17 protein-coding genes and 2 pseudogenes are annotated in these 23187 nt (G+C 50.9%); 11 read left to right on the plus strand and 8 right to left on the minus strand.

Translation table 11 applies throughout. From position 1 onward, the window contains the following. Window positions 1–171: 171 nt before the first annotated feature. The 3 genes from KTT_RS35670 to KTT_RS35680 form a co-directional block, all read right to left on the minus strand. On the minus strand, window positions 172–516 hold the full coding sequence (locus KTT_RS35670) for a hypothetical protein (protein WP_126603066.1): 345 nt from the start codon (window positions 514–516) through the stop codon (window positions 172–174). 307 nt (window positions 517–823) lie between these two features. After that, on the minus strand, window positions 824–2527 hold the full coding sequence (gene abc-f, locus KTT_RS35675) for a ribosomal protection-like ABC-F family protein (protein WP_126603068.1): 1704 nt from the start codon (window positions 2525–2527) through the stop codon (window positions 824–826). Window positions 2528–3349: 822 nt separating this feature from the next. Beyond that, complete coding sequence (locus KTT_RS35680) at window positions 3350–4636, minus strand: winged helix-turn-helix domain-containing protein (RefSeq protein ID WP_160146389.1); 1287 nt, start codon at window positions 4634–4636, stop codon at window positions 3350–3352. Window positions 4637–4998: 362 nt separating this feature from the next. On the opposite strand from KTT_RS35680, the gene KTT_RS36390 reads away from it, so the two are divergent. Continuing rightward, on the plus strand, window positions 4999–5163 hold the full coding sequence (locus KTT_RS36390; protein WP_160146390.1) for a hypothetical protein: 165 nt from the start codon (window positions 4999–5001) through the stop codon (window positions 5161–5163). Between the two features lie 161 nt (window positions 5164–5324). Here the strand turns inward: KTT_RS36390 and KTT_RS35685 are convergent, their stop codons facing one another. Together KTT_RS35685 and KTT_RS35690 are read right to left on the minus strand one after the other, a co-directional pair. Continuing rightward, a complete protein-coding gene (locus tag KTT_RS35685) occupies window positions 5325–6212 on the minus strand; it encodes an oxidoreductase (protein WP_126603073.1) in 888 nt (295 codons plus the stop codon). A gap of 72 nt (window positions 6213–6284) precedes the next feature. Beyond that, window positions 6285–7340, minus strand: coding sequence for an alpha/beta fold hydrolase (locus KTT_RS35690; protein ID WP_126603075.1), 1056 nt, complete (start codon window positions 7338–7340; stop codon window positions 6285–6287). A gap of 281 nt (window positions 7341–7621) precedes the next feature. Here KTT_RS35690 and KTT_RS37895 point away from each other — a divergent pair, with 281 nt between their 5' ends. From KTT_RS37895 to KTT_RS35730, 8 genes and pseudogenes are all read left to right on the plus strand, one after another. After that, window positions 7622–7831 (plus strand): helix-turn-helix transcriptional regulator, encoded by a 210-nt coding sequence (locus tag KTT_RS37895; RefSeq protein ID WP_126603078.1) that lies wholly within the window; start codon window positions 7622–7624, stop codon window positions 7829–7831. A gap of 760 nt (window positions 7832–8591) precedes the next feature. Continuing rightward, complete coding sequence (locus KTT_RS35700) at window positions 8592–8813, plus strand: hypothetical protein (RefSeq protein WP_126603081.1); 222 nt, start codon at window positions 8592–8594, stop codon at window positions 8811–8813. A gap of 94 nt (window positions 8814–8907) precedes the next feature. Next, a pseudogene (locus KTT_RS35705) lies at window positions 8908–9093 on the plus strand (alpha/beta fold hydrolase); the annotation flags it as partial. A gap of 145 nt (window positions 9094–9238) precedes the next feature. Beyond that, complete coding sequence (locus KTT_RS35710) at window positions 9239–10570, plus strand: epoxide hydrolase family protein (protein WP_126603082.1); 1332 nt, start codon at window positions 9239–9241, stop codon at window positions 10568–10570. 170 nt (window positions 10571–10740) lie between these two features. Beyond that, complete coding sequence (locus tag KTT_RS35715) at window positions 10741–11499, plus strand: SDR family NAD(P)-dependent oxidoreductase (RefSeq protein ID WP_126603084.1); 759 nt, start codon at window positions 10741–10743, stop codon at window positions 11497–11499. A 543-nt stretch (window positions 11500–12042) separates the two neighbouring features. Beyond that, complete coding sequence (locus KTT_RS35720) at window positions 12043–12342, plus strand: DUF3592 domain-containing protein (RefSeq protein ID WP_126603086.1); 300 nt, start codon at window positions 12043–12045, stop codon at window positions 12340–12342. Window positions 12343–12559: 217 nt separating this feature from the next. Beyond that, the gene (locus tag KTT_RS37325; protein ID WP_235845964.1) at window positions 12560–12748 is read left to right on the plus strand and encodes an aldo/keto reductase; all 189 of its coding nucleotides are present in this window, start codon (window positions 12560–12562) and stop codon (window positions 12746–12748) included. Window positions 12749–12782: 34 nt separating this feature from the next. After that, window positions 12783–13172, plus strand: a complete 390-nt coding sequence (locus tag KTT_RS35730; protein ID WP_126603090.1) for a YybH family protein — start codon at window positions 12783–12785, stop codon at window positions 13170–13172. Window positions 13173–13330: 158 nt separating this feature from the next. Here the strand turns inward: KTT_RS35730 and KTT_RS35735 are convergent, their stop codons facing one another. Next, window positions 13331–17098 (minus strand): WD40 domain-containing protein, encoded by a 3768-nt coding sequence (locus KTT_RS35735; RefSeq protein WP_126603092.1) that lies wholly within the window; start codon window positions 17096–17098, stop codon window positions 13331–13333. A 612-nt stretch (window positions 17099–17710) separates the two neighbouring features. Between KTT_RS35735 and KTT_RS35740 the strand changes: the two genes are divergently transcribed. After that, window positions 17711–21355: an NB-ARC domain-containing protein gene (locus KTT_RS35740; RefSeq protein WP_126603094.1), complete on the plus strand. Its 3645-nt coding sequence runs from the start codon at window positions 17711–17713 to the stop codon at window positions 21353–21355. A gap of 116 nt (window positions 21356–21471) precedes the next feature. Here the strand turns inward: KTT_RS35740 and KTT_RS35745 are convergent, their stop codons facing one another. Beyond that, a complete protein-coding gene (locus KTT_RS35745) occupies window positions 21472–21768 on the minus strand; it encodes a hypothetical protein (RefSeq protein ID WP_126603096.1) in 297 nt (98 codons plus the stop codon). A gap of 120 nt (window positions 21769–21888) precedes the next feature. After that, a complete protein-coding gene (locus KTT_RS35750; RefSeq protein ID WP_126603098.1) occupies window positions 21889–22311 on the minus strand; it encodes a VOC family protein in 423 nt (140 codons plus the stop codon). Window positions 22312–22753: 442 nt separating this feature from the next. On the opposite strand from KTT_RS35750, the pseudogene KTT_RS37900 reads away from it, so the two are divergent. After that, window positions 22754–23182 (plus strand): annotated as a pseudogene (locus KTT_RS37900) (FAD-binding oxidoreductase); the annotation flags it as partial. Window positions 23183–23187 lie beyond the last annotated feature (5 nt).

The raw sequence follows: 23187 nt of genomic DNA on the forward strand, positions 1-23187 counted from the left end.
CCCAGGTGCGTCCAGAAGAGATGATTGTCGCCACTTCCGTTGCGAGGTGAGCACGCGTAGGAACCTTGTGAGACTCAACGCACCACACACTGATCACGGCACAAGAGGTGTAGTGAACGAAAGCGGAAGGAGACCAAGGATGCAAGTTACCTATCCCCGATGTGCAGGACTTTACGTCCATAAGAAGGCGATTGTTGCTTGTGTGATGATCACTGAGCCTTCGGGAGCGGTGCAAAAGCAGATCCGTACCTTCTTAACCATGAAGGCAGATCTTTTCGCCCTTTCTGACTGGCTTGACACCTTTGGCGTCACCCATGTCGCACTCGAAAGCACGGGTGCGACATGGCTACAGCTTTCTTCCAGCATCCGTGCACGCAGAGCGAGCCGATCTCTCGTTTCGTTGCGGAACGTGCGGATCTCCTTGCGTCGCTCTCCAGCCTCAATGACCGTGAGGCAGAACACCAAAAAGCGCTGATGCACATCAATGTCTGCACACCGTTGATACATCACCTGCATCGGTTTGCTCCTTTCGTTGGATCGGACGCACTCCTCTTGGCAATTGGGGTGATCCCCTTGCAGGCGGGGCCTGTTGCTTTTCAGTATCTTCTTCGTGCTCTCACCTGCGTGTTTCCATCAGTGAGGTGACATGCCGTGATTCGTCCAGACTCCTGAGTACAGTTTCAAAAACACGTTCTTCCACCGTATACTGTTGGCCGTCTTCTCTCTGCAAAGGGCCCCCTTCGAGTATACACGTTTTCATCTGCCGTGGTGCGCCTGCGGCGCATGACGTTTCAGAATCTGGGATGACTCACATGCCCTACATTTAGTCGGCGCCTTGCCATGAGGAGTGGAGATAATCCGAATCTGACGCTGTATTTATTGAGAGCCGGCCCTGATTTAGCGTCCAGAGCTCACCGCCATAGCGCTGAATAAACCAGCGATCGTGCGATATAGCGATGACTGGTCCTGGAAATTGCAAGATGGCCTCTTCAAATGCCTCAAGCACATCCAGACTGATATAGTTCGTCGGCTCGTCGAGGAGCAGCACATTGGGATGTTGTGCCATCAAGCAGGCGATCTCCAGTTTACGCTTTTGCCCATGGCTGAGATAACGCACTTTTTTCTGCATATCTTCAAGGCGAAACAGGCCATGCCCCAGCAAGCGTCCGATAAACTCCCCTTCAAAGCCTACCTGTTGATGGCTATACGCCTCAAGTACCGTCTGATCTGGATCAAGTGCCTCACCTTCCTGGGAGAGATAGCCGATGCGCACTCCGGGAGCGAGTTGGACCTGACCACTATCAGGCTCCACCTGTCCCATGATAATCCTGAAGAGCGTAGTTTTGCCTGCTCCATTGGGTCCTGTAAGCAGGATACGAGCCTCGGGTTGGATGGTAGAGGTGATATCTTGAAAGAGGTTTTTTTTGCCAATGTGCTTGCTGATATTCGTAAGTGTAATTGCTTCCTGCGAACGGAGAGGTTCGGTAGTGAACTGGGATTTGATGTGTACCAGTTCTGGAGGTTTAGGAATGGGATTGCTCTCGATTCGCTTAAGCTGAACCTCGGCGGTGCGTACGATGCTTGAGATGGCATTCTGTTTGCCTTGTGCAAGGAAGTAGCGAACAAATTTGTCATTATCACGTGGCGCCGTTCGATTGGCATGTCCAACACTGCGTTCCGCATCTTTAATACGTTTACGTAATTCTTGCATTTCCTCCTGTTGTCGTTCATAGTCTGCCTCCCATTTGGCGCGTGCGCTAGCTTGTGCCTGAACATAGGCATCGTAGTTGCCAGTATAGCTGTGCAAGTTGTGGTCATGCTCGCTGATCTCGAAAATCTGGTTGACGGCCCGATTCAGAAACTGGCGATCGTGTGAGACCATAAGGAGAGCTCCGCGATAGTTGATAAGATAGGACTCTAACCATTCCATGCTGGGGAAGTCGAGGTGGTTTGTTGGCTCGTCGAGCAGAAGCACATCGGGCGAACGCAATAAAAGGGCAGCGAGTCCGACGCGTGCACGTTCGCCACCAGAGAGTGTCGCCACACCTCTTTCTCTCGGCAGCGCATCGATATGGAGCCCTGCCATGACCTGTTCTATCCTATAGTCTATTTCATAACCGCCCAGGTCCTGAAACCTGCTGGCGACATTGCTATATTCGTTCAGAAGTGGGTCGATATGATCTGCATCGACCACGGCCATAGCCGCTTCGAGTTCGTGCATGCGCTTCTCAAGCTGGCGCAGATTTCCGGTTGCTTGCAGAAGCAGATCCTGAATACTTCCCTCACCATCTACAAGATGGTCGGATGCTTGTTGTGGTAGGTAACCGGCCTCGACGTCGGGCGCGAAAGAGATTTTGCCCGACTCTGGCTTCTCATGTCCAGCGAGTATGCGGAGTAGCGTTGATTTCCCTGCACCATTCGGCCCAACAACGCCAATGCGATCGGAGGCATTCAAGACAAAAGAGATATCATTTAGAACAACGATGGCTCCATAAGCCTTCGTAAGTGAGCGTGCAGTAATAAGCATAGTCAAAGTACCCCAATAATTTTTTGCACTGTAAGACCTTTTCTGACCGCCAGATGTAAGAGAGCTCATAAATGTGGATATATCAACCCATAGTGGTACCGTTGACAGTGCCAGGGAGATGAATGGGGGCGCACAGGTATGTAGCGCTGCCAGGAAAGATGAGCACCATATGCAAGCAGCCAGTTATGTCAGAGGCGATATCGTCAATGAAAGAAGCGATTCAGCCATCTCAGAGTTACATAGCCTGAGATTTTTGTGACCGAAACCTGGTCCTGCCTGTGAACTGGTATCGCAGTTGCGCTGGCTTGTGATGCCACCTCAGTTGGTCCATAAGTGAGGCCTAATGCTTGCACGTAGCTCTTGAATGAGGAATCTAATGTCGTGCAATCGTTATACTTCGTGGTAGAACCACTCGCCAGGCCACCAGCAGGTACATGATAGAAAGTCTGATGCTGGTGGGGATTGATAGTGTCTACTGCGGCTTTCGCTTGCCAGAAAGGGGCTTGCAGGATACCCACTATGATCAGAGTCAGTAGGACCAACATCGCTGTCCCTGTAACAAGTGAGCGCCTTTTTCTGCCAGAGAAGTAATTTTGCATGCGCTGTTTGTCCTTATATGTTTTAGGTGTTGACATTCCATTTGTGTCGGCATTGTGTATACTCAAAGCTTTTCTCCTTCTATAAATTTGGAGCAGCCTCGTTAGCTTCTACGTTACTAGAGCTGATGAGGTCTGACAATGACAATGAAGAGACAGGAACATGGTAGACATGTGACAGAATGCTGTATCTGGTCCACTGAGAAAATGGGTAGGGCTCAGCCTATCAGGAGCATTCTGAGATATTTGCTCGTTTATAGAAGGTCTGTATCGTCTGTTCATCAGACGTTCGTCTAAGGTAGGCGCGCAGTGCCTGTGCAAAAAGGTGCTGATAGCGATACCACTGTTGCTGTTGATCGAGCACAATGATAAGATTGGCTCTCTCCAATCTATCCAACATCTTTTGACTGTCTGTTTTGTTGCGTACGGCATCACAACGCGCAGTATCCAGGCGCTCAAGAATGGAGGTCTGGAGCAAGAATTCCTGCATGGCAGGTGATTGCTGAGAGAAAATCTCTTCAATTATATAATCAAAAATGGGACGTTGACTCCCATCTAACAGGTTGAGTATGTTTGTGCTATTCGTTACCTCATATAAAGAGGGAGCCAGTAGTTGAATGGCAGCAAACCATCCTTCTGTGCGTTGTGTTATCTCCGCAATGATCGTGCGAGGATGTTGTACCTGCAAGACCTGGGAAAAAAAGGCCTCCACCTCCTCTTCTGTTCCATTGAGCTGGTGCCCGCGAAGCTCCCGAATGGCACCTTGCGCACGTAGCCGTGATAACGACCAGGGTGGGTCATTGCGTGTGGAGATAATGAGATGGTGTTGGAGGGGAAGGTGCTCCAGGAAGTAGGCAACTGTATCATGCGTGACTGAATTATTGATACAATGGTAGTTGTCGAGTACCAGTGTGATAGGGCGTTCACTCTTAAGTAGTGTGTTCAGCACGTATTTTAAAAAGGTGTACCAGTCATGAATTGGTTGTGCTCGTAGTATGGCAATTAATGGAGCATAGAGGTTGGCCTGGTATATATTGATGGACGTCAATACATAGAGCCAGAAGCGCTCAGGTGCAGTATCCTCGTTATCCAGCGAGACCCAGGCGACCGCGTCCGTGCGTGCAGTGGCTTTGATCCACTCAGTGATCGCAGTTGTCTTGCCCGAACCTGCGGGCGCTGAAATGAGTGTCAGTCGCTTCTGATTACCGAATGTCAAAAGGTTGGTCAGGCGTGGGCGTTGAATGATGGTATGTGCTGGAAAAGGCGGATTGATCTTTGTTGCCAGCAACGGATGTTCGATGGGGCAGACAGTAACAGGGCGCAGAGATGGAGGGATTTCAGCGGACTGTATCCCCAACTCCTGAGCGTTTTTGCCAAAAAGCGTGCAGAGTTGTTCACGATAAAATGGTTGGGGGAGCACTTTTCCTTGCTCCCAACGGATAACAGAACGGACGCTCGTATTAACCGCTTCTGCGATCCTGGCCTGAGACCAGCCGCGAATCTCTCTTTCCATACGTAATGGATGATTTCTCATAGAAACATCAAGGATTTTTTCTGGTGGAAAAAAGTATTGTTCAGGGTATCTCGCTTTTTCTGTCACATTTCTGTCATGATTGTGTCGTTGTTGCATGCTCTTCTATACCTTACTGTAGAGGTACAGGCCTGCGGCAAGAACAAGCATTCCGACAGCGGTCCGCTGTTTGCCCAAAGCCGTCCTTTTGATTGTTCATTTCGATCCTGCAATCTTTTCCGGCTGCCTGCTGTTAACGCTCCAGAAGAGATTACTGAGTAATTCCAAACATGCCTGGCACAACACCTCCTCTGAGCCTGTGACCTTCCGGATCACAACGACCAAAAAGATGAGACATCTCAAAGATGGGACACCTCTTTGAAGAGACTGCCCTGCTGTGGAATGGTGTGCCGCAGTTTCCGACTCCCGAAGCACTTGTGAAGTTGCTAGAAGTTTCTGCCCGCTATGGTTACTGGAACGCCTTCCCTGAAGAGAATGCTGCTGTTGGCATCAATATGAGCTTCAATTAAAAGGCGCTGTAAGCACTGTCAGGCTCTCCTGTAGAAGGTCTGATAGCGCTTTTTTTTAATGCTACAAGATATGCTGAACCCGAGGCACGTTCAGCATATCTTGTAGCATTATTAAATTTCTTTTACCGGGAAGCTTGTCAATCTAATGGCTTTCCGAAAGTCTATTTTTTGTCTGTTGTGCTCGACGGTGGTAAACCAAGATGCGTAAAGTGTTCTGCCTCGCCGTCATCGAAGTTTGTAGAGGAGCTGAGGTCAGCCCAGCGATCCGTCTCGGCCAGTTTTGCCTGATCGACAAGGCGAGCCACCTTCAAGGCATCTTTTCCCAGAACAAGACGTAGTGGTGGTTGAGCTTCATTGGCAATGGTAATAATTGCCTGTGCCGCCTTTGCCGGATCGCCAGGTTCTTTCCCTGCTTGTTGATGATAGGCAATGTGACCGGCAACAATGCTTTGATAGTCCTCACTCGGCTCTACAATAGACATCGAGGCGCCGCCCCAATCGGTACGGAAACTGCCTGGCTCAATGAGGGTGACCTTGGTACCAAGTGGTGTGACCTCACGCGCAAGAACTTCAGAGAAGCCTTCAACTGCCCATTTCGCGGTCTGATAGGGACCCAGGCCAGCTGAGGCGGTCCGACCGCCAATCGAGGAGATCTGGATAATGTGTCCCGAGCGTTGTTTGCGCATAATGGGGAGGGCAGCTCGTGTGACATTGATCACTCCCCACAGGTTCGTTTCGACCTGAGCACGCCAGTCATGTTCAGGCGTATCCTCGATTGATCCAACATTGGCGTATCCTGCGTTATTGACAACCACATCCAGCCGCCCGAACGTTTGTATCGCGGAATCAATCGCATCACGCACCCGTTCTTGATTTGTGACATCGAGCGAAATCGCATGAATGTGTCCTTTATAACGCTCAGACAGGTCGCTTAACTGTTCAGGATGACGTGCCGTTGCAACAAGGTAATCTCCATGTGCCAGCACTGCCTCAGCGATGTTCCGTCCTAAGCCACGTGAACTTCCTGTCAAAAACCAAACTTTTGCCATGATAAAAAATCCTTTCAGGATAAAATGTCAACGATTATTTTTTGCTTGTCACTTTGCATACTATGCAGGTGCTTAAAAGTGATCGACGTCGATGACTGCCCGCGCAAAGGCCTGAGGCGCTTCTTGAGGCAGATTGTGCCCAACGCCACCCTTGATGGTCCGGTGTGCATAGTGGCCCGTGAATTTTTTAGCATAGACACTGGGATCCACGTGAAATGCTCCATTGGCATCGCCTTCCAGGGTAATGGTGGGGACGCCGATGGTCGGACCTGTGGCAAGCCGCTGTTCTAATGCATCGTATTGTGGTTCGCCTTTGGCCAGATCAAGCCGCCAGCGATAATTGTGAATCACTATGCTGACATGATCAGGATTTGTGAAGGCTGTGGCTGTGCGCTCGTAGGTAGCATCATCAAAGTTCCATTTCGGCGAGGCGGTCCGCCAGATGAGCTTGTTGAAGTCGTGCCGATACATATCGTATCCGTCTCGACCACGATCGGTGGCAAAATAGTATTGGTACCACCATTGGAGCTCCGCCACCGGTTTCAAGGGTGTCTTGCCAGCTTGCTGGCTACCGATCAGGTATCCGCTGACAGAGACAAGGGCTTTGCAGCGCTCAGGCCAGAGTGCTGCGATAATGTCGGCCGTGCGAGCTCCCCAGTCAAAGGCACCGAACAGAGCCTTTTTGATCTTAAGCGCATCCATCAACGCGATGATATCGAGAGCGACTACTGATGGCTGACCATTGCGGAATGTTGAACTGGAAAGGAAGGTTGTTGTGCCGTAGCCACGCAGATATGGTACGATTACCCGATAACCTGCCTTTGCAAGCAATGGCGTAACATCCACAAAACTATGAATGTCGTAGGGCCAGCCATGCAGAAGAATGACCACTGGACCATTGGAAGGACCTGCTTCGGCATAGCCGATATTGAGGAGACCTGCGTTGACCTGTTTCAAGGGACCAAAGGAGGTATGTGTTGTGCCTGTTTTCGTCGCCGTCTGCGTGGTTGCTGCGGCACTTGCCATTGCCTGCCCGCAGGCGCTCAGGCTAAGAGGCGCGGCGGCCATAGTAACAGCTGCCGCGCCAAAGAAGCGGCGGCGTCCAGCATTAAAATTGGTGTGGCTCATCTATTGTTTGCCCTTTCTGATCTCTTTTTTTTACAGCAGTGAAAATGTTTAGAGATATCTGATAGCTATAACTATACTCGTGGTGGCTGGACACGTCATGGGACATCGGCTACCATTGCACCTACCATCACACCTACCATTGTCCTGGTCTGTCACTGAGCGTGTACGTAGCATTACTTGTCACATTTCGAGCGAAGTGTGTACTGCGATGTTATGCGGAAGGGAATCTACTTGTAAAGCGATCCATTTATGAGCAGCAAGACTATTCTTTTGATCAGCGCATGCTATCGCTACGGTTGCATATCGGGCTGACTCAAGCCAGATTGGCTGAAAAGCTGCATGTATCCCGGCATACCGTGGTAGAGTGGGAAAACGGGCGTAGTTATCCCAATGCTGAAGCCAATAACTATAGCGTATATGCAAACGTTCCTGATTATGCCTTGTACGCTAGCGCAGGTATTAGAGGCATCCGAGGCGCTTTTCAACCGTAGTCTGATTGAACCAATCCTCTGGAAGTTTTAACATGCCCAGTGGAGTTTTTTCTGTCACATGTCTGTCGTCTGTGTGTCGTTGTAGCACGTTTATCTCCATGCTATTGTATACATGTAGTCTGAGGCAAGTACAAAGATGCCTATATTGTTTTGCGTGTTTGCTTCGGGTGACCTTATGATCATCTTGTTCATGATGCTGGGATCTGAAAAATAATGGAATGAACTCAATGAAGGGTATGTGTAAGCAAGGGTATGAGTAAGCAGGCTGCTCAACTGAGCGAATATCTTCGTCAAACCTTCAAGCCTCATATGACTGGGAACTTAAATATTGCAGCATATCTGGTCCGAACTCTGGCATGATTGGCCGTCATTCTCTGATCAAATGCCTGAAGGTGAACAGTTTCTTGCGAGAATAGCGTCTTTTATATCAAATGTTAAAACACTCAAAAAAAATTTCTAAATGAATAGTCAATTGAGCAATTTTTTTCATTATTTCACTCTCTAAAGCCTCTTCTGTCGAAAGATTAAAGCGATAAATAAGGAAAATAGTTGCAATAAACGTAGACTATTGTTTCCAATGAGTAAAACGATGCATGGGTGATAGGTACGATCGCTGTCTGAGGCATACGAACAAGTATGCTTATTATGTGCTCGCCGGGACAGCGCTACTGTGCCCGGACGATTTTTCAGCGTCTCATTTTTTCTACATGCCGATCGTTCTTTCACGAAATCGGCTTGTATAGGACATACGGAGGACAGGATGTTCGGAAAAAGCTTGCGTTCGACACGACGCGATTTTGTAAAAGGGATGGGAGCGGTCGCTACCACGACTGCTTTGCTTGGGCAAGGTGCGTTATCTGCTCATGCTGCCAGTGCGCAGCATCTGGAGCCAGAGCAGAAATCCGGTACAGGTGTGAATGTCTTGCTGGTGCATGGTGCCTTTGTCGGTGCCACAAGCTGGAGCAGAGAGATTCGCCGCTAGTTTCAGCGCGCTGGCTTGATCTTTAAGAACATGCTCATATGTCCATTCTTGACACAAAAAATAGAAGGATAGAATTCAAGGAGAAGATTAAAACATGGGTACTGGCACAATTAAAACAGAAGATGGAGCTACTCTTTTTTATAAGAGCTGGGGTACAGGCACACTAGTCGTTTTCAGTCACGGTTGGCCACTGAACGCCGATGCCTGGGACGACCAGATGTTTTTCCTGGCCTCTCATGGTTATCGTGTCATCGCACACGATCGCCGCAGCCATGGCCGCATGGCCTGACCTTCACCCATAAAGATCAGTTTAATGCTGATTTGTTAGCCTTCCTACAGACAAAGTAAAGAGTTGTATCTATTGTCTCATTTGGCGTGAGATGAGCCAGCGAATAAGCCTGGCATGAAGAAAGGTGAAACATTGCATGAGCAACAATGAAATCAAGTTTAATCGTCGTCACTTTTTGGGTACGGCGGCCATAACTCTTGCCGCTGCCCAATTGAGTACTATAGGGAACGCCGAAGCAAAGAGCATGAGTGCGAATACTCCAAAAGCTGACAAGAGCGCGAATCCCTCTGATATTCGCCCATTCAGCGTTCACTTCCCGCAAAAGGACCTCGACGAGCTCCATCTGCGTCTGGCGTTGACACGCTGGCCTGAGCGGGAGACGGTCCAGGATACGTCGCAAGGCGTGCAGTTGGCGACCATTCAGGATCTCACGCGCTATTGGAGGACACGTTATGATTGGCGCAAAATTGAGGCGAAACTCAATGCCCTGCCACAATTCATAACCGAGATTGATGGTCTTGATATTCATTTTATCCATGTTCGCTCCCTGCATGAGAATGCGGTGCCGCTCATTGTCACTCACGGCTGGCCTGGTTCAATCATCGAGCAGCTCAAGATTATCGATCCTCTCACTAATCCCACAGCCTATGGTGCCGATGCATCAGATGCGTTCCACGTGGTGATCCCTTCACTACCAGGCTACGGCTTCTCAGAGCAGCCAACGGTAACCGGTTGGGACCCTGTGCATATCGCGAGCGCCTGGGTGACGCTGATGAAACGCCTGGGATACGATCACTTTGTGGCGCAAGGTGGTGATATCGGTGCCACCGTCTCTCATCTAATGGCTGTGCAGGCACCACCGGAGCTACTTGGCTTTCACACCAACTTGCTTTCTACTTTTCCAGTAAACATTGCAACCGCACTCGGGGCTGGCGCTCCAGCTCCAGCAGGTCTCGCAGATGATGAAAAATACGCATACGGTCAACTGGTCGACCTAACGACGAAGCACTTTGCCTACACAAAGATAATGGGGACACGCCCACAGACGCTCTATGGGCTGGCCGATTCACCTGTTAGCCTGGCTAGCTGGATGCTCGATCATGGCGATGGATATAACCAGCCAGCCGGTGCGATCCTCTCGGCTTTAAATGGTACGCAAGAGTATCTGACCCGAGACGACGTGCTTGACAACATGACCCTCTACTGGTTGACCAACACGGGAATTTCAGCAGGCCGCCTCTATTGGGAAAATAAATTTGTCCCTGTCAGCATTGCTAATATCACCGTCCCGGCCGCTTTTACCGTCTTCCCTGGCGAGATTTATCAGGCACCTCATAGCTGGGTACAACAGGCCTATCATAATCTCATCTACTTCAACCAGGTAGATAAAGGTGGCCATTTCGCTGCCTGGGAGCAGCCACTACTCTTTGCGCAAGAGCTTCGCGCGGCTTTCAGATCGCTGCGATAAACGGTAAGGAGAGAGGGAACGACAGAGCCTGCTGGCGAATGTTCATTTTCAGCAGGTTCTTCAGGTGCGCTGTTTATATATATAAATTAATGTGCTATCCGTGATATCTTCGAAAAATGTTTTTTTGAAGATATCAGTAAAAAATATATAAGTAAATAAAGGAGAAGGAAATGTCAAGAGATCGTGATTTTGCAGGGAAGGTAGTTTTAATTACTGGAGCTGGTACTGGCATGGGAGCGGCTACCGCAGAGCTCCTCGCCGAGCGGGGCGCGAACGTTGTTTTGATTGGACGGCGTGAGAAACCGCTACGCGAGACAGAAGTTCGCGTGAATGCCACTGGCAGTCGGGCACTGGTTATGCCATTAGATGTTACTGATGCCCAGGCGTTGCAGCAGGCAGTGGATGAGGTGGTCAGACATTTCGGGGCGCTTCACTACGCAGTAAATAACGCGGGTACCGCCAGCGAGCATGCTGATATTCCTGATCTCACCATCAATACCTGGAATTACACCCTGCAAGTGAATCTTTCGTCGTTGTTTTATGCCCTGAAAGCTGAGCTACCCGCCATTGCCGCAGCTGGTGGAGGCGCGGTTGTGAATGTCTCCAGTGTCTATGCTGATCGTGGTTTGCCCTTTCGTTCCGCGTATTCAGCCAGTAAGCATGGCGTCCGAGGGCTTACCAGGACAGCCGCTCATGATTGGGTAAGCCGGGGTATCCGCATCAACGAACTGCAACCAGGTGTCATTGATACCCCCATGACCAACGAACAAGGGACTCCCGGTGAGGTTGACAAGATTGCTCTGACGATTCCGGCGCAACGTATTGGAGCGCCACGAGAAATTGCAACTGCCGTAGCCTTTCTGCTGTCTGACGATGCCTCTTATGTCAATGGAGCGCATCTAGCCGTTGATGGTGGTTTCCTCGATTGATACTGCGGTTTCAGGCCTCATGGTTGAGGTGTATGTAAGCAATGCACCTCAACAGAGCAAAACTTTCGTTATGGGGTCAAGATCACATTGTCGGGTAATGCGAAGTAAATGGGAAGAAAGATGCTATCTGCTGAAGGCTGACTTCTTCAGGTCTTTTTTCTATACTGTGAGAGGTGTTAAGTGCGCTCGAGGCGGACTAATGCTGTTTATCGAGGGTCTGGGGGAAGGCGAAAGACTCCAGACTCTTCCTTTTATGAGTGCAGTATCCTGAATGCGGATCGTACATGCCAGTAGACTAGAGCGGTCTACTCCCTTTTTACCGTATTCATACTCTACGCCAAATATGTTTAGTGAAAATGCATTAGGAGCCAGGCTCCTATGGAAAGGTGTGCCGCCTTGCTTAATAGTGGTGTAGCGTCTCTGTTGTTTATATTATTACCAGTCGTCATGTCAACCTGGGGACTGGTAATACTACTGACCGGCTTGATTTCTCTGCATAGCACGCGAAGGTTCCTCAGAAAGGCTGTATGCGCGAAAGGGCATGTGAATAAGATCATAGATATTGTTCCAGAAGGGGAGCAAGACCAGATCTTTCCCTGTCGCATCATGACAATCCAATTCTGGACAGAGCAAGAGGAATCCGTTGAATTTCAAAGCTATACCTTCCAGCAGTATTCTGAGGCTGCCATGGGATGGCTGCCAGTTCGCTATGATCCGGCCCGCCCTGCTAGAGCCAGAGTCTCTTCGTTTGAAGGGCTCTGGCTCTTTCCCGGACTACTCATAGCGACTGGCATAGGATTCTCACTCCTTTGTACAAGCGTATTTGTCGTGATCATGGACTAACGCGACATGCAAGCTGTTGCTCCAGGTAACGCCAATGTGTTGGCTTGCAGAAGAAAAAGCGTTCAGGAGGACATCAATATAGGTGTCACCATTCTTTCACCTTTCTGTCATTGTTACCTATCGTAGAAAACTATACACTTGTTTCAGACAAGCAATCTTCAAAAGATGCTTGTGGTTTCCGTTGGCCGCTGGCCAACTGACACAACCAGGAAGCTCATTGGATCTGGTTGCAAAAAAATATCATGTCACAGCCAGTCAGATTGCGCTTGCCTGGCTCCTACAACGTTCTAGTACCATGCTTCCCATTGCTGGCACAACGTCCGTCAAACATCTGGAAGAGAATGTACTGGGAGCGACGATTAAATTGACACAAGAAGAGTTTGACGCGCTTGGTAAGCTCAAATAAATCTCATTGTAAAAAAGAAGAAAGAGAAGTAAAAATGAGTAACACAACTGCTGCATGGGATATCATGGATCGACTGGCAAAAGTCTTCAGTGATGCAGTTAAGCAGAGAGATGTAAAGGCCCTTTCCAAAATGCACACCAGGAATGCTCGTCTTCTCCCTCCAGCAGAGGCGATTGTATGTGGACAAGACGCTATTCGAACCTATTATCAAGCTCTGGTCGATAACGGCGTCACAGGGATGCAATTCACTACCCTTGATGCTCAATTTATTGGAGAACATACGATACAAAATTTGTCTCAGATAGTAGTTACTATCCAATTGCCTGATGGACAGACGCAGGAACTGCAGACAAAGGCAGTGGTCCTTTGGCAGCAGGAAGATGATGCGTATAAAATTGATATTGACATCTGGAATCAGTTCTAGGAGATTGACCTGCTTCAACTGATTGAAAACGCTTGATCTTGATCTTGATCTGAGCATTGGCTGCGGATGAAGCGCTTAGCGATGGCTGAATGGTACTGATTGTACTCCTGCAGCCATCGCTTTCATGTTCTCGTTCGTCTTCATTGGGCAGAGCCATTTCAGCGCAGTGCTTTATCTCGACGTTCTTCTCCGCACAGTATGTATTTATCGTTGGCTGGTTCTTCAAAAGCGCCCAGGGTATAGAGAGACGCTTTTTGTGCTTCAGAGAGGCCGTGCGTTCCTGTAATATTGAGGCGCTCGTAGGGACGATCGCGTCTTAGCGTCTGGAGCCGCGCTCCGCTGTACAGGTCCCAGATGATCAATGCTCCATCGTCGCCGCAACTGGCGAGTGCGCTACCATCCGGACTCACCTTGAGTGTCTCCACCATAGCATGATGCCCCTCTTGCACGCGGATACATTGCCCACTCCTGGTCTCCCACCAGCGCAGCTTGCCATCGCTGCCCGCGCTGATCAACAGCGTGCCATCAGGGCTCCATGCGATTGCATATACCAATCCTGGATGGCTGATCAGGGTGTGCAAAAGCTCTCCGTTCTCAGTTCCATAGATGAGGATTTCTCCCCCCTCGCCGCCAGCACCACCACCAGCTAGCCATGTTCCATCGGGACTCCACGCTACACAGAAGATGGCCCCACCATGTCTCAAAAGTAAGCGTTGTGCACCATCAGCCGCCGCTCGTATCGAGATAGAGCCGTCATCGCTCCCGCTTGCTACCCACATGCCATCGGGACTCCATGCCACTTCTCGAATGAGGTGTGCTGACTCTTGCGCTACCCAGCGACGAGTGAGCGTGGGTATATCCCATACCTGTACACCATGTAAGTAGGTTCCACATGCCAGAGAACGTTCATCAGGACTCCACATGACTTTCTGGAAGATAACATCTGCCCCATCAGGCGGGCATAGCAGGTACTGTGGAACGTCACTATCCATGTTCCATAGCACTATATGGTTATCTTGCCCGGCACTGACCAGTAATTGTCCATTGGGGCTTATCGCAGTCCCAAGGACAGCCCAACGGTGTCCGTGTCGAATGCCAGAAGGAGCTCCACTGGCGCGATCCCAGATGGTTACCAGCGTATTTGGCCCGGCAGTGAACAGTTGCTTGCCGTCTGGACTCCAGTCGACGTCGTACAACGCGACCACATGACCTCCTATAATGTGTAGCGAATGTCCCTCTTCTACATTCCAGGCGCGTACGGTGCCATCATTCGAGCCGCTGAGCAGGGTGCGGCTGTCAGGTGTGAAGGCTAGTCCGAAGATAGTGGCAGTATGCCCATGTAGAACGGCTTGCGCCCTTTGCTGCTCGGTGTCCCATAACCAGATCGTCTTGTCAAAACCCGTACTGGCTATCGTTCGTCCGTCGGGACTCCATGCCAGGCGGACCACGCGGTCTGTATGTTCCGAAAACGTCTGGATACATTCCAGATGCTTCATGTCCCACAATTTGACAGTGCCGTCAAAGCTTGCACTCGCGAGGTAGCTGCCGTTGGGCGCGAAGGCTATTCCCGTCACCCAGTGAGCATGCCCCGAAAGCCGATGAACATGCTTTTCTGGCTCTGACGCGCCAGGTTGCCACAGCCAGATGTTGCCATCGACACAACCTGCCGCAAGTTGTGTTCCATCAGGGCTCCAGTCTAACCAGCACACAGGCCCTCCCAGACTCGTCATCTGCTGGATGATTGTACCGCTCTGGACATCCCACAATTGGATGAGAGCGTCGCCTCCGCCACTGGTAAGCAGACGTCCATCAGGGGTAAAGGTGACATGATTGACGTTTCCGTGTTGAACACCAGTCCAGAGCAGTTTCCCGCTCTCTACGTCCCAGAGCTTAATCGTGTCATCCCAGGCTCCACTAACAAGCAGGCGACCATCTGGACTGAAGATAATAGCGGCAACGACGTTTGTATGGGCCTGCCAGACGCGGTGCAGAACGCGGCCTTCATCTCGCCAGAGGCGAACTTCTCCTTGCTGACTGGCGGCCGCCCAATACTGTCCAGTAGGGCTGATGGCAACCGCGTTGATGACATCAAGGTGTTCGGCAAAGGTGCTTTCCTGGAGCAGTGCTCCGCGAAGGCAGGTATCCTGCATCTCGACATCTTGTAGATAGGCTCCGCGAATGGCAAGTCTGGAGAGGTTCAGACCGCGCAGGTGCCCACGCAAGTCTTTGAGCAGATTGATAATGTTGACCGGACCATAACCCTGTTTCGCAGCCTCCTCAGTCCGAAACTGCTCTAGTAGACGCAGCAAGTGTGCTTCGATTTGAGCATTGGTCACCAGTTCAACGCGTAGCCGCTCAATGAGAGGTCGCACCAACAGACGGTTCTGGGTCTCTCGTACATAATCTTGTGCGTGTGCTCGTGAAAGTGCCACGCGACAGAGTTGTTGCGGCGTCCCCTGTATAATCTCTTCGGTTAAGGTTTCGCATAGCTCATCGGTAAGATATTCCATTACCACTGATTGCAAGTTGAAGGTTGCCTGTTGTCCCTTTTCTAGCAGCGAGCGCCGTCCCAGTGCTTCCAGCGCTTCTAGCAGTGAGGCGCGTGGCATGCGGGGGTGCAGAACCTGTGCCAGTGTATCCAGTGATGTCCACTCACGCAGCACGGCCAGCCAGGTGAGCAGCAGATGCTCCAGTGTGGATAGGCGTCCCACTTGCTGGCGCAAAACTGCTCGCACGCCATTGAAGACCATCTCCCCTTCTTCAAGGAAGCGATCGATATCGCCAGCAAAGAGGTCGGAGATTCCCTGTGCCACGATTTTGAGCGTCAGAGGATTACCACCATAGCTCGTTACCAGGTACTGCCATGCCGCAGATGTGCCACTGAGCTCTTTATCGGCGAGCAGTTCATGCGCTGCTTGTTCGTTCAGACCCTGCAAGCGCAGAGAGCGTACATACCAGCGTGTTCCTTCCTGCGGTTCGATCTCCCGGGGTTTCTCCCTGGAGGTCAGCAGAACACAGCTCTGATGATCTGACTCGGCCAGGCGTTCGATGAGTCGACCATAGCCTTCGTATCCTGACAGATAACCGCTCTCGAGATGACCGCTTACCAACAGGGTCTCCAGGTTATCGATAACCAACAGGCAACGTCGAGCTTGTAAGCGTACGATGAGCTGATTGATATGTTGTTCCAGCGACGAGGAGAATGAGGTAGGTGGTGTCTCGGAAAAGAAAGAGATGCAGTCGGCGAGCAATGCTTCACAGGAAGGGGCATCACGCACTGAGCACCAGAGGACGGCCTCAAACTGAGAGGCCAGGCGCTGACCTACCAGGGAGGCCAGAGTGCTCTTGCCGATGCCACCCATGCCCAGGATAGCGATCAGGCGGCAGCGTTCCTGTACTATCCATTGAGTCAATTCCGACACTTCCATCTCGCGACCTGCGACGTGGCTTACGTCGAGGGCTCCTACCCAATCAATGCGTGAAGAGGTGGCAGGCTTCGCGAAATCCAGAGCCACGGGCTGTTCAGACGGTAGATTGAGCTGAGTAGTGAGGGCAGACAAATCTTGTACGATAGTCGCATCACTCCGCAGTGTGATCGTTCGCGGTGAGACTGGCGGTTTTGTTAGTATGCTGGCAAGCCAGATCTCATCCAGCAATACCCGCTGGTGCGCCACTTTCCACAGGGTACGGATCTCCTCTTCCTCATGTTCAGGTTCAAAAACGTGTTGTTGCAGACACAATTCTATAAAGTGTTGCAAGTGAGGTGTCTTGGGATATGTACTGCCTGCCTCCCATTCGCCAATTGCGCGCCGTGAGATTCCTAGCAGGTCAGCCAGTGCAGCTTGCGTCAGACCAATGCTACTGCGCAATTTGAACATAGTTTGACCAAAAGTAAAATCGTGCTCACGATAGGAGTAGCGCGTCATAGGTGTGCTCCTTGCCTTCTACGTGGCCCGGCTGCACCCAATCAGTCATAGGTCAGAGAAGCAGAGGAAGCTATCGTCAATAGATGATAATAGCTTCCTCTAGCATTCTCACACTACCTATAGGTGTGGAGGCGCTCGAGGGGGGTCCACGTTGCTTGCGGAGGGTGTGGCGAATGGCGAAAGACTCCATGCCCTCCAATGCGTTTATCGCAGTGTTGCCAAACGATAAAATTGTGCCTGATACAATCTCATCTTTTTGCACCACTACCCTTTTTAGAATGTGCAGTTTCTGCCTGGCAGAAAAACAATGTGTTTCATATCGTAGACAAGCAAAAATAAAAGGAAAAAATCTACAGCCGCATCGAGAAATTTGCTTTGTTAGCTGCTTGCATATAGTTTTGTGCTATGATAAGGATAAATTTTTGAGGGGAGTAGCCTTCAAGCATGTGAGAGGCGAGAGGCACTCCCTTGTCGTACTGGACTCGCATGGAGCACATTCGACATTTATGAGTATATCGAAAGAGACCAGGGAAGTCAGTCTCCGAGATGTCCCATTTTATGTCTCATTTTCATGTCCATATCCTCCTGCTGTCCGGTGAAAGGAATCGGTTTATGAGGCGCTCCTTGCATGGAGAGCCAGATTACGTCTTTGGACAGAGGATGTTGACCCTGCGCATCGCTATTGGGTTGACGCAGGAGAGTCTGGCCGAGTTGTTAAGTATTTCTCGTAAAACCATTGGTCGTTGGGAGGCTGGTGAAGCCTACCCCAAACCCTCCCACCTGCAGGCCCTGCTGGCTCTGGCTTTGAAGCATCGCGTGTTTGCCGTTGGCCAGGAGGAAGAAGAGATCCGAGTTCTCTGGCGAGCTGCCCATCAGAGGGTTTTGCTTGATGAATCCTGGCTGCGGCAACAGCTCATTCAAGAATCTGCATATTTGACTGATGTTGAACAGAGTAGTGCTCCTGACGTTACCTTTGAGCCTCAACTGGATTGGGGAGAGGCGCTCGATGTGCCCAGCTTTTATGGGCGAGAAGAAGAACTGGACTTGCTTAGCCGGTGGATAGTTGAGGATCGCTGCCGGGTGATCAGTGTGTTGGGTATGGGGGGGATAGGCAAGTCGGCCCTCTCTATCATGGTAATGCATCAGGTTGCCAGGCAATTCGAGGTAGTGATTTGGCGCTCTCTCCGTGATAGTCCTTCCTGTGCCGCCCTGATAAAGGGCTACTTACAGGTGCTTGATCCGCAAGCTCCAGCAATCGCTGAAGCAGATCTGCCAGATCTGCTTCAGCGATTGCTGGAGCAACTACGCACTCGACGGGTGCTGCTCGTATTAGATAATTTGGAGACCCTTTTAGAGCAGGGGACCACGCCAGGTCGCCTGCGGACAGAGGCACAAGACTATGGTCCATTCCTGCGCTACCTGGTGGAAACCAGTCACCAGAGCTGTCTGCTGCTCACCAGTCGAGAGAAGCTTGCGGATTTCGTGCCATGGGAAGGCAAGCGTTCCCCTGTTCGGATTTTGCGTCTGTCCGGGCTGGACAAGTCGGCGGGGGCTCAACTGTTGGAGGAGAAAGAAGTTGTCGGATCTTCACAGGATCTGGCGCGCCTGATTGAGGTCTACCAGGGCAATCCACTGGCTTTAAAGACCGTGGGAAGAACCATTGTAGATCTCTTCGGCGGCCAGATCCTCCCATTTCTGGAGCAGGGCAATGTCGTCTTCGGGGGCGTGCGAGAACTGTTGGACGAGCAATATAGTCGCCTTTCGCGGCTTGAGCAGATTGTGTTCTGCTGGCTGGCCATCCTGCGCGAACCAGTGCGTTTGCCGGACCTGTTAGCTGTGCTCTCTCCTGCGCGGGTCGCGGCCCAGGTGCTTGAAGCTCTTGATGGGCTAAGCCGTCGAAGTATCGTTGAGAGGGGACAGCAATCGGGCAGTTTTACACTACAGTCAGTGGTCCTCGAATATGCGACAGACCGGCTCATCGAATGGGCTACCAGCGAGATTGAGCAGGGTAGGCTTGCTTGTCTTCTCGAATATGGATTGTGCCGGGCTCAGGCCAAGGAATATGTGCGAGCTATTCAAGAGCGCCTGTTTGTTGTGCCCCTGCTCTCTCGACTGCAAAGTACATACTTGAGACAAGCTGACCTGGAGGAGCGCTTGTACTCTTTGCTCGACGACTTGCGCAAGTGGGATCAGCAGGCCCAGGGATATGGACCCGCTAATCTCGTCGTACTGCTGCGTGTGCTGCGAGGAGATCTACGCGGCCTGGATCTATCTGATCTTTTCCTGCGTGGCGTCTTTTTGCAGGGAATTGATATGCGGGGGAGTACATTGGCCCACTCCACTCTGCTGGACAGTGTTTTCACCCAACGCCTTGATAATATTTTGACGGTTGTTGTTAGCAGCGATGGAGTGTATTGGGCCACAGCTAATGATCATGGGGAAATATGCGTGTGGGATGGGCGCGAATGGTTTCTGCGTCAAAGTTGGCATGCTCATACTGATATCGTCTGGCATCTTTCGTTTAGTCCAGATGGACGCACGCTAGTCAGTGGTGGTGTGAAAGGCTTCATCAGACTCTGGGATGTTACCAGGGGCACATTGCTTTGGGAAAATTGGCAACCGATAAGCCTTACCTGGCTTGCTTTTTCCCCTGATGGAGATCTGCTTGCCAGTAGTGGACATGATGCAGTTATCCGGCTTTGGGAGCCCAGACGGGGTACACTTCTCAGGACATTGTCACATAGTCATTCCATCATCACAGTTGCCTGGAGTCCTAACAAGAAGTGGCTCACCTGTGGTTGCTCCGACGGAAGCATCGGGATCTGGGAGCTCGAGGGACCAGAGCCTGATAGCTGTATTCGCGTCATGATGGGCCACACACACTGGGTGACCGGGTTGGCTTTCTCCCCCAATGGGGAACAACTAGCCAGCGCGAGCTATGATGGAACGATCAAGCTGTGGGACTTGACCACTGGCAATTGCCTGCAGACCTTTGCGGAACACCCAGTCGGGGTGACGCGAGTGAGTTGGAGCGCTGATGGAAACACATTAGCCAGTTGTAGTTCCGATCATACTATCCGGTTCTGGAATCTCAAGGAGGGGAGATCCCGGATGGTGTTGCAGGGCCATACCGATAATGTGAATAACCTGGCCTTTACCCCGGATAGCCGTATTCTGCTCAGCGGCAGTTCTGATGGTACCTTACGGGTTTGGGAGGTAGAACGTGGAGCGTGCCTGCGCATCCTTGGAGGTTACCTGAGCTCCCTCCTGGATATTGACTGGCGGCCTGACAGCGCGGAACTGGCGAGTTGTGGGGCAGATAGTCAACTGAAACTTTGGGATGTAGCCAGTGGAACGGTGCTTAAGACCTTCCGTGGACATCAGGATTGGGAGCAAGTGGCCTGGAGACCCGATGGACAGATCCTGTCCTCTGTAGGCCGGGATAACATCGGTCTGTGGGACCTGAAGACTGATGATCTTGTGCAGATGCTACAGGGTCCCAACGCTCATAACACTCTTTTCCAGAGTATTGCATGGAGTCCTGATGGGCATTTGCTGGCGTGTGGGAGTTATCTGCAGGGCGTACAGGTGTGGGAGATGCCAGCGCGCCGCTTGCGCTGGGTGGGAGAGACGTTGCCAATGCGCATTGGTCGCGTGGTTTGGAGTCCCGATGGAACACGGCTGGCTGCCTGCGGAAATAATGGCTATGTGTATATTTGGGACGCCAAGGAAGGTACTCTGCTCCACAAGATCGCAGGACATCAAGGCGTCATTATTGACATCGCATGGAGTCCTGATGGCATGATGTTAGCCTCGGTCGGGAGTGGCAGAGGTGCCGGAGAGATTTTTATCTGGCACGCGCAGAGTGGGCAATGTATACGATCATGGTTGGAGCATTCGGGAATAATCTCTGCTGTTGTCTGGAGTCCGAGTGGGCAGCAGTTGATCAGTGGAGGCAGTGACGGCAAATTGCGCTGGTGGCAGGTTGAGGACGGACAGTGTGTGCGAGTACGAGAGGGACATCTGGAAAGCTTACAATCACTCAAAGTGAGTCCGGATGGCAGGACTCTCGCCAGTTGCGGCGATGATGGTGCTATTATGCTCTGGAATGTGCAAAGCGGTGAGCTTTTGCAAACATTACGGCAGGATCGTCCTTACGAAGGGCTCAATATTACTGGCATTCAGGGCCTTTCCGCTGCGCAAAAGGCATCGCTGCGTATGGTAGGTGCGTTTGAGGAAATGCCTCTTCTTGAATAAACAGGAGGCACCTGGTTTATCTCGTCCAAACTTCTGCGCTCAGAGCATAGTAGACCCAGGCCTTCAAGTCCGAAGGCCTGGGTCTACTATGCCTGCAGCTTTACCATTCAATCGCTTTACTCATTGAGATAACGTCTGGCAAAAAAGTTGGCGTAGTATGTTTCCCACTGTGCGCCCGGGGCTTCGCTCTTTTGTTGCCTGTCAACCAGTACCAGTAAGTAGATCAGATCGCTTTTTAATAGTTTTGCATTGAGTAAAGCTTCAAAGCCATTTTCCAAAAGGTAGCCTGCGTACCAGATCGGCCATTCAGGATCATCCCCATTGGTTTCTATATGGGTTGTGTGATGAGCTATCCCCGCTTGATGGAGCAGAGCTGTAATGGTTTCTGGGCGTTGTTTTTGTTCCTGAGTCATAGCTGGTTGTCTCTTTCTCATGCAGGAGGAGGACGACTCGCCGTCGTCCTCCTTGTCAAATTGTATCAGATAGATGCTTGATTGGTCAAAGAATATCAGGTGATGGAAGGGTATTGCCCATTAGCGCCCTGGTGCACGTTGTTTAACTTCCTGGATCAACCAGCCGTTGCCGTCTGGATCGCTGAACGTCAAAAAACTGTTGTAGCTCGTGTGCTGAGGGTCGATGCCAGGTGTCTGTCCTTGCGGTCCGAAGTGATAGGGTTCGCTCACCTCCACTCCACGCTTGACAAGATCCGCTCGTGTGGCTTCAATATCGGTCGTAATCAGGTATGTCCCCTGATATGTGCCAGGTGTTGCCGGAGTGATCCCAACGCCGAACTGGATAGAGCATTCCGATCCTGGTGGTGTTACTTGTACGATGCGAGAGTTGCCTCCGCGGCTCAGATCGGCGTCGACTCTGAAACCCAGAGTGTCCGCATAGAACTTTTTCGCACGATCCACATCTGCGACGGGAATGATGATGGCTTCAAGCTTTAGATTCATTTTTTGATCTCCTCCAATAACCTTCTGCTTCCAGAAGCGTCCCATTGTCATACAGAATTGATTTAGAGTGCATCCGACAAGACTCAGTATACTGATCGGAAGCGGGTGAGTCAGTATACAGTGGCTACCATCTCACTTCCCATATATCTGCCCTGAAGAAGCCAGCGGGAGATATGGTACCCGGGACCAACCACAAGCAACGAGATCAGATCGTGTATGCTATCTGTCAGTTGTCCGTCATACATCTGTCTGTTTTCTATCATTTTTTTCAGCACGGCCTATGGTAACCTGTGAGCAAGTAAGCAAGAAGGAGAAAAAATGTATGACATATGATCATCAAACCTCTGTATCGTCTATGCAAAACAGATCATCTCCTAATGGACATCAAGACGTACGTACAGCACCACATATAGATGTGCTGACATTAGAAACGTTACTTTCAATGATACAGGGGAAGGTTACTCTTCCGGGTGATCTTTCCTATGAGGAGGAGCGAAGCGTCTGGAACAGCCTCTTCGATGGCCATCCTGCTGTAATTGTGCACTGTCTCAACATAGGTGATGTCAAGGCTGCAATCACGTTTGCGCGTAAGCAAGGGCTGCCACTTTCGGTCCGAAGTGCTGGGCATAGCATTGGTGGCTACGGTACCAACGATCATGGTCTGGTGCTTGACCTTTCCTGCATGAAAGGACTTCGGTTTGATCCAATCCTATGTACTGCTCGCATTGAGTCCAGTCTCACCTGGGGTGAGGTGTCTCATGCACTTCAGCCGTATGGTCTGGTACTCACATCCGGTGATACTGCCACTGTAGGGGTAGGGGGTTTGCTGCTTGGTGGTGGGATTGGCTGGATGGTGCGGAAATATGGCCTGGCTAT

The sequence above is a fragment of the Dictyobacter aurantiacus genome (assembly GCF_003967515.1).
In the GTDB taxonomy this organism is placed as follows: Bacteria; Chloroflexota; Ktedonobacteria; order Ktedonobacterales; family Ktedonobacteraceae; genus Dictyobacter; species Dictyobacter aurantiacus.

Coding starts and splice junctions, on each gene's coding strand:
- KTT_RS35735 (WP_126603092.1), bottom strand. CDS start 17,098: ATGACGCGCTACTCCTATCGTGAGCACGATTTTACTTTTGGTCAAACT.
- KTT_RS35740 (WP_126603094.1), top strand. CDS start 17,711: ATGAGGCGCTCCTTGCATGGAGAGCCAGATTACGTCTTTGGACAGAGG.
- KTT_RS35690 (WP_126603075.1), bottom strand. CDS start 7,340: ATGAGCCACACCAATTTTAATGCTGGACGCCGCCGCTTCTTTGGCGCG.
- abc-f (WP_126603068.1), bottom strand. CDS start 2,527: ATGCTTATTACTGCACGCTCACTTACGAAGGCTTATGGAGCCATCGTT.
- KTT_RS35715 (WP_126603084.1), top strand. CDS start 10,741: ATGTCAAGAGATCGTGATTTTGCAGGGAAGGTAGTTTTAATTACTGGA.
- KTT_RS35710 (WP_126603082.1), top strand. CDS start 9,239: ATGAGCAACAATGAAATCAAGTTTAATCGTCGTCACTTTTTGGGTACG.
- KTT_RS35685 (WP_126603073.1), bottom strand. CDS start 6,212: ATGGCAAAAGTTTGGTTTTTGACAGGAAGTTCACGTGGCTTAGGACGG.
- KTT_RS35730 (WP_126603090.1), top strand. CDS start 12,783: ATGAGTAACACAACTGCTGCATGGGATATCATGGATCGACTGGCAAAA.
- KTT_RS35750 (WP_126603098.1), bottom strand. CDS start 22,311: ATGAATCTAAAGCTTGAAGCCATCATCATTCCCGTCGCAGATGTGGAT.
- KTT_RS37895 (WP_126603078.1), top strand. CDS start 7,622: ATGCTATCGCTACGGTTGCATATCGGGCTGACTCAAGCCAGATTGGCT.
- KTT_RS35745 (WP_126603096.1), bottom strand. CDS start 21,768: ATGACTCAGGAACAAAAACAACGCCCAGAAACCATTACAGCTCTGCTC.
- KTT_RS35680 (WP_160146389.1), bottom strand. CDS start 4,636: ATGGAAAGAGAGATTCGCGGCTGGTCTCAGGCCAGGATCGCAGAAGCG.
- KTT_RS35670 (WP_126603066.1), bottom strand. CDS start 516: ATGCAGGTGATGTATCAACGGTGTGCAGACATTGATGTGCATCAGCGC.
- KTT_RS35700 (WP_126603081.1), top strand. CDS start 8,592: ATGTTCGGAAAAAGCTTGCGTTCGACACGACGCGATTTTGTAAAAGGG.
- KTT_RS36390 (WP_160146390.1), top strand. CDS start 4,999: ATGGGACACCTCTTTGAAGAGACTGCCCTGCTGTGGAATGGTGTGCCG.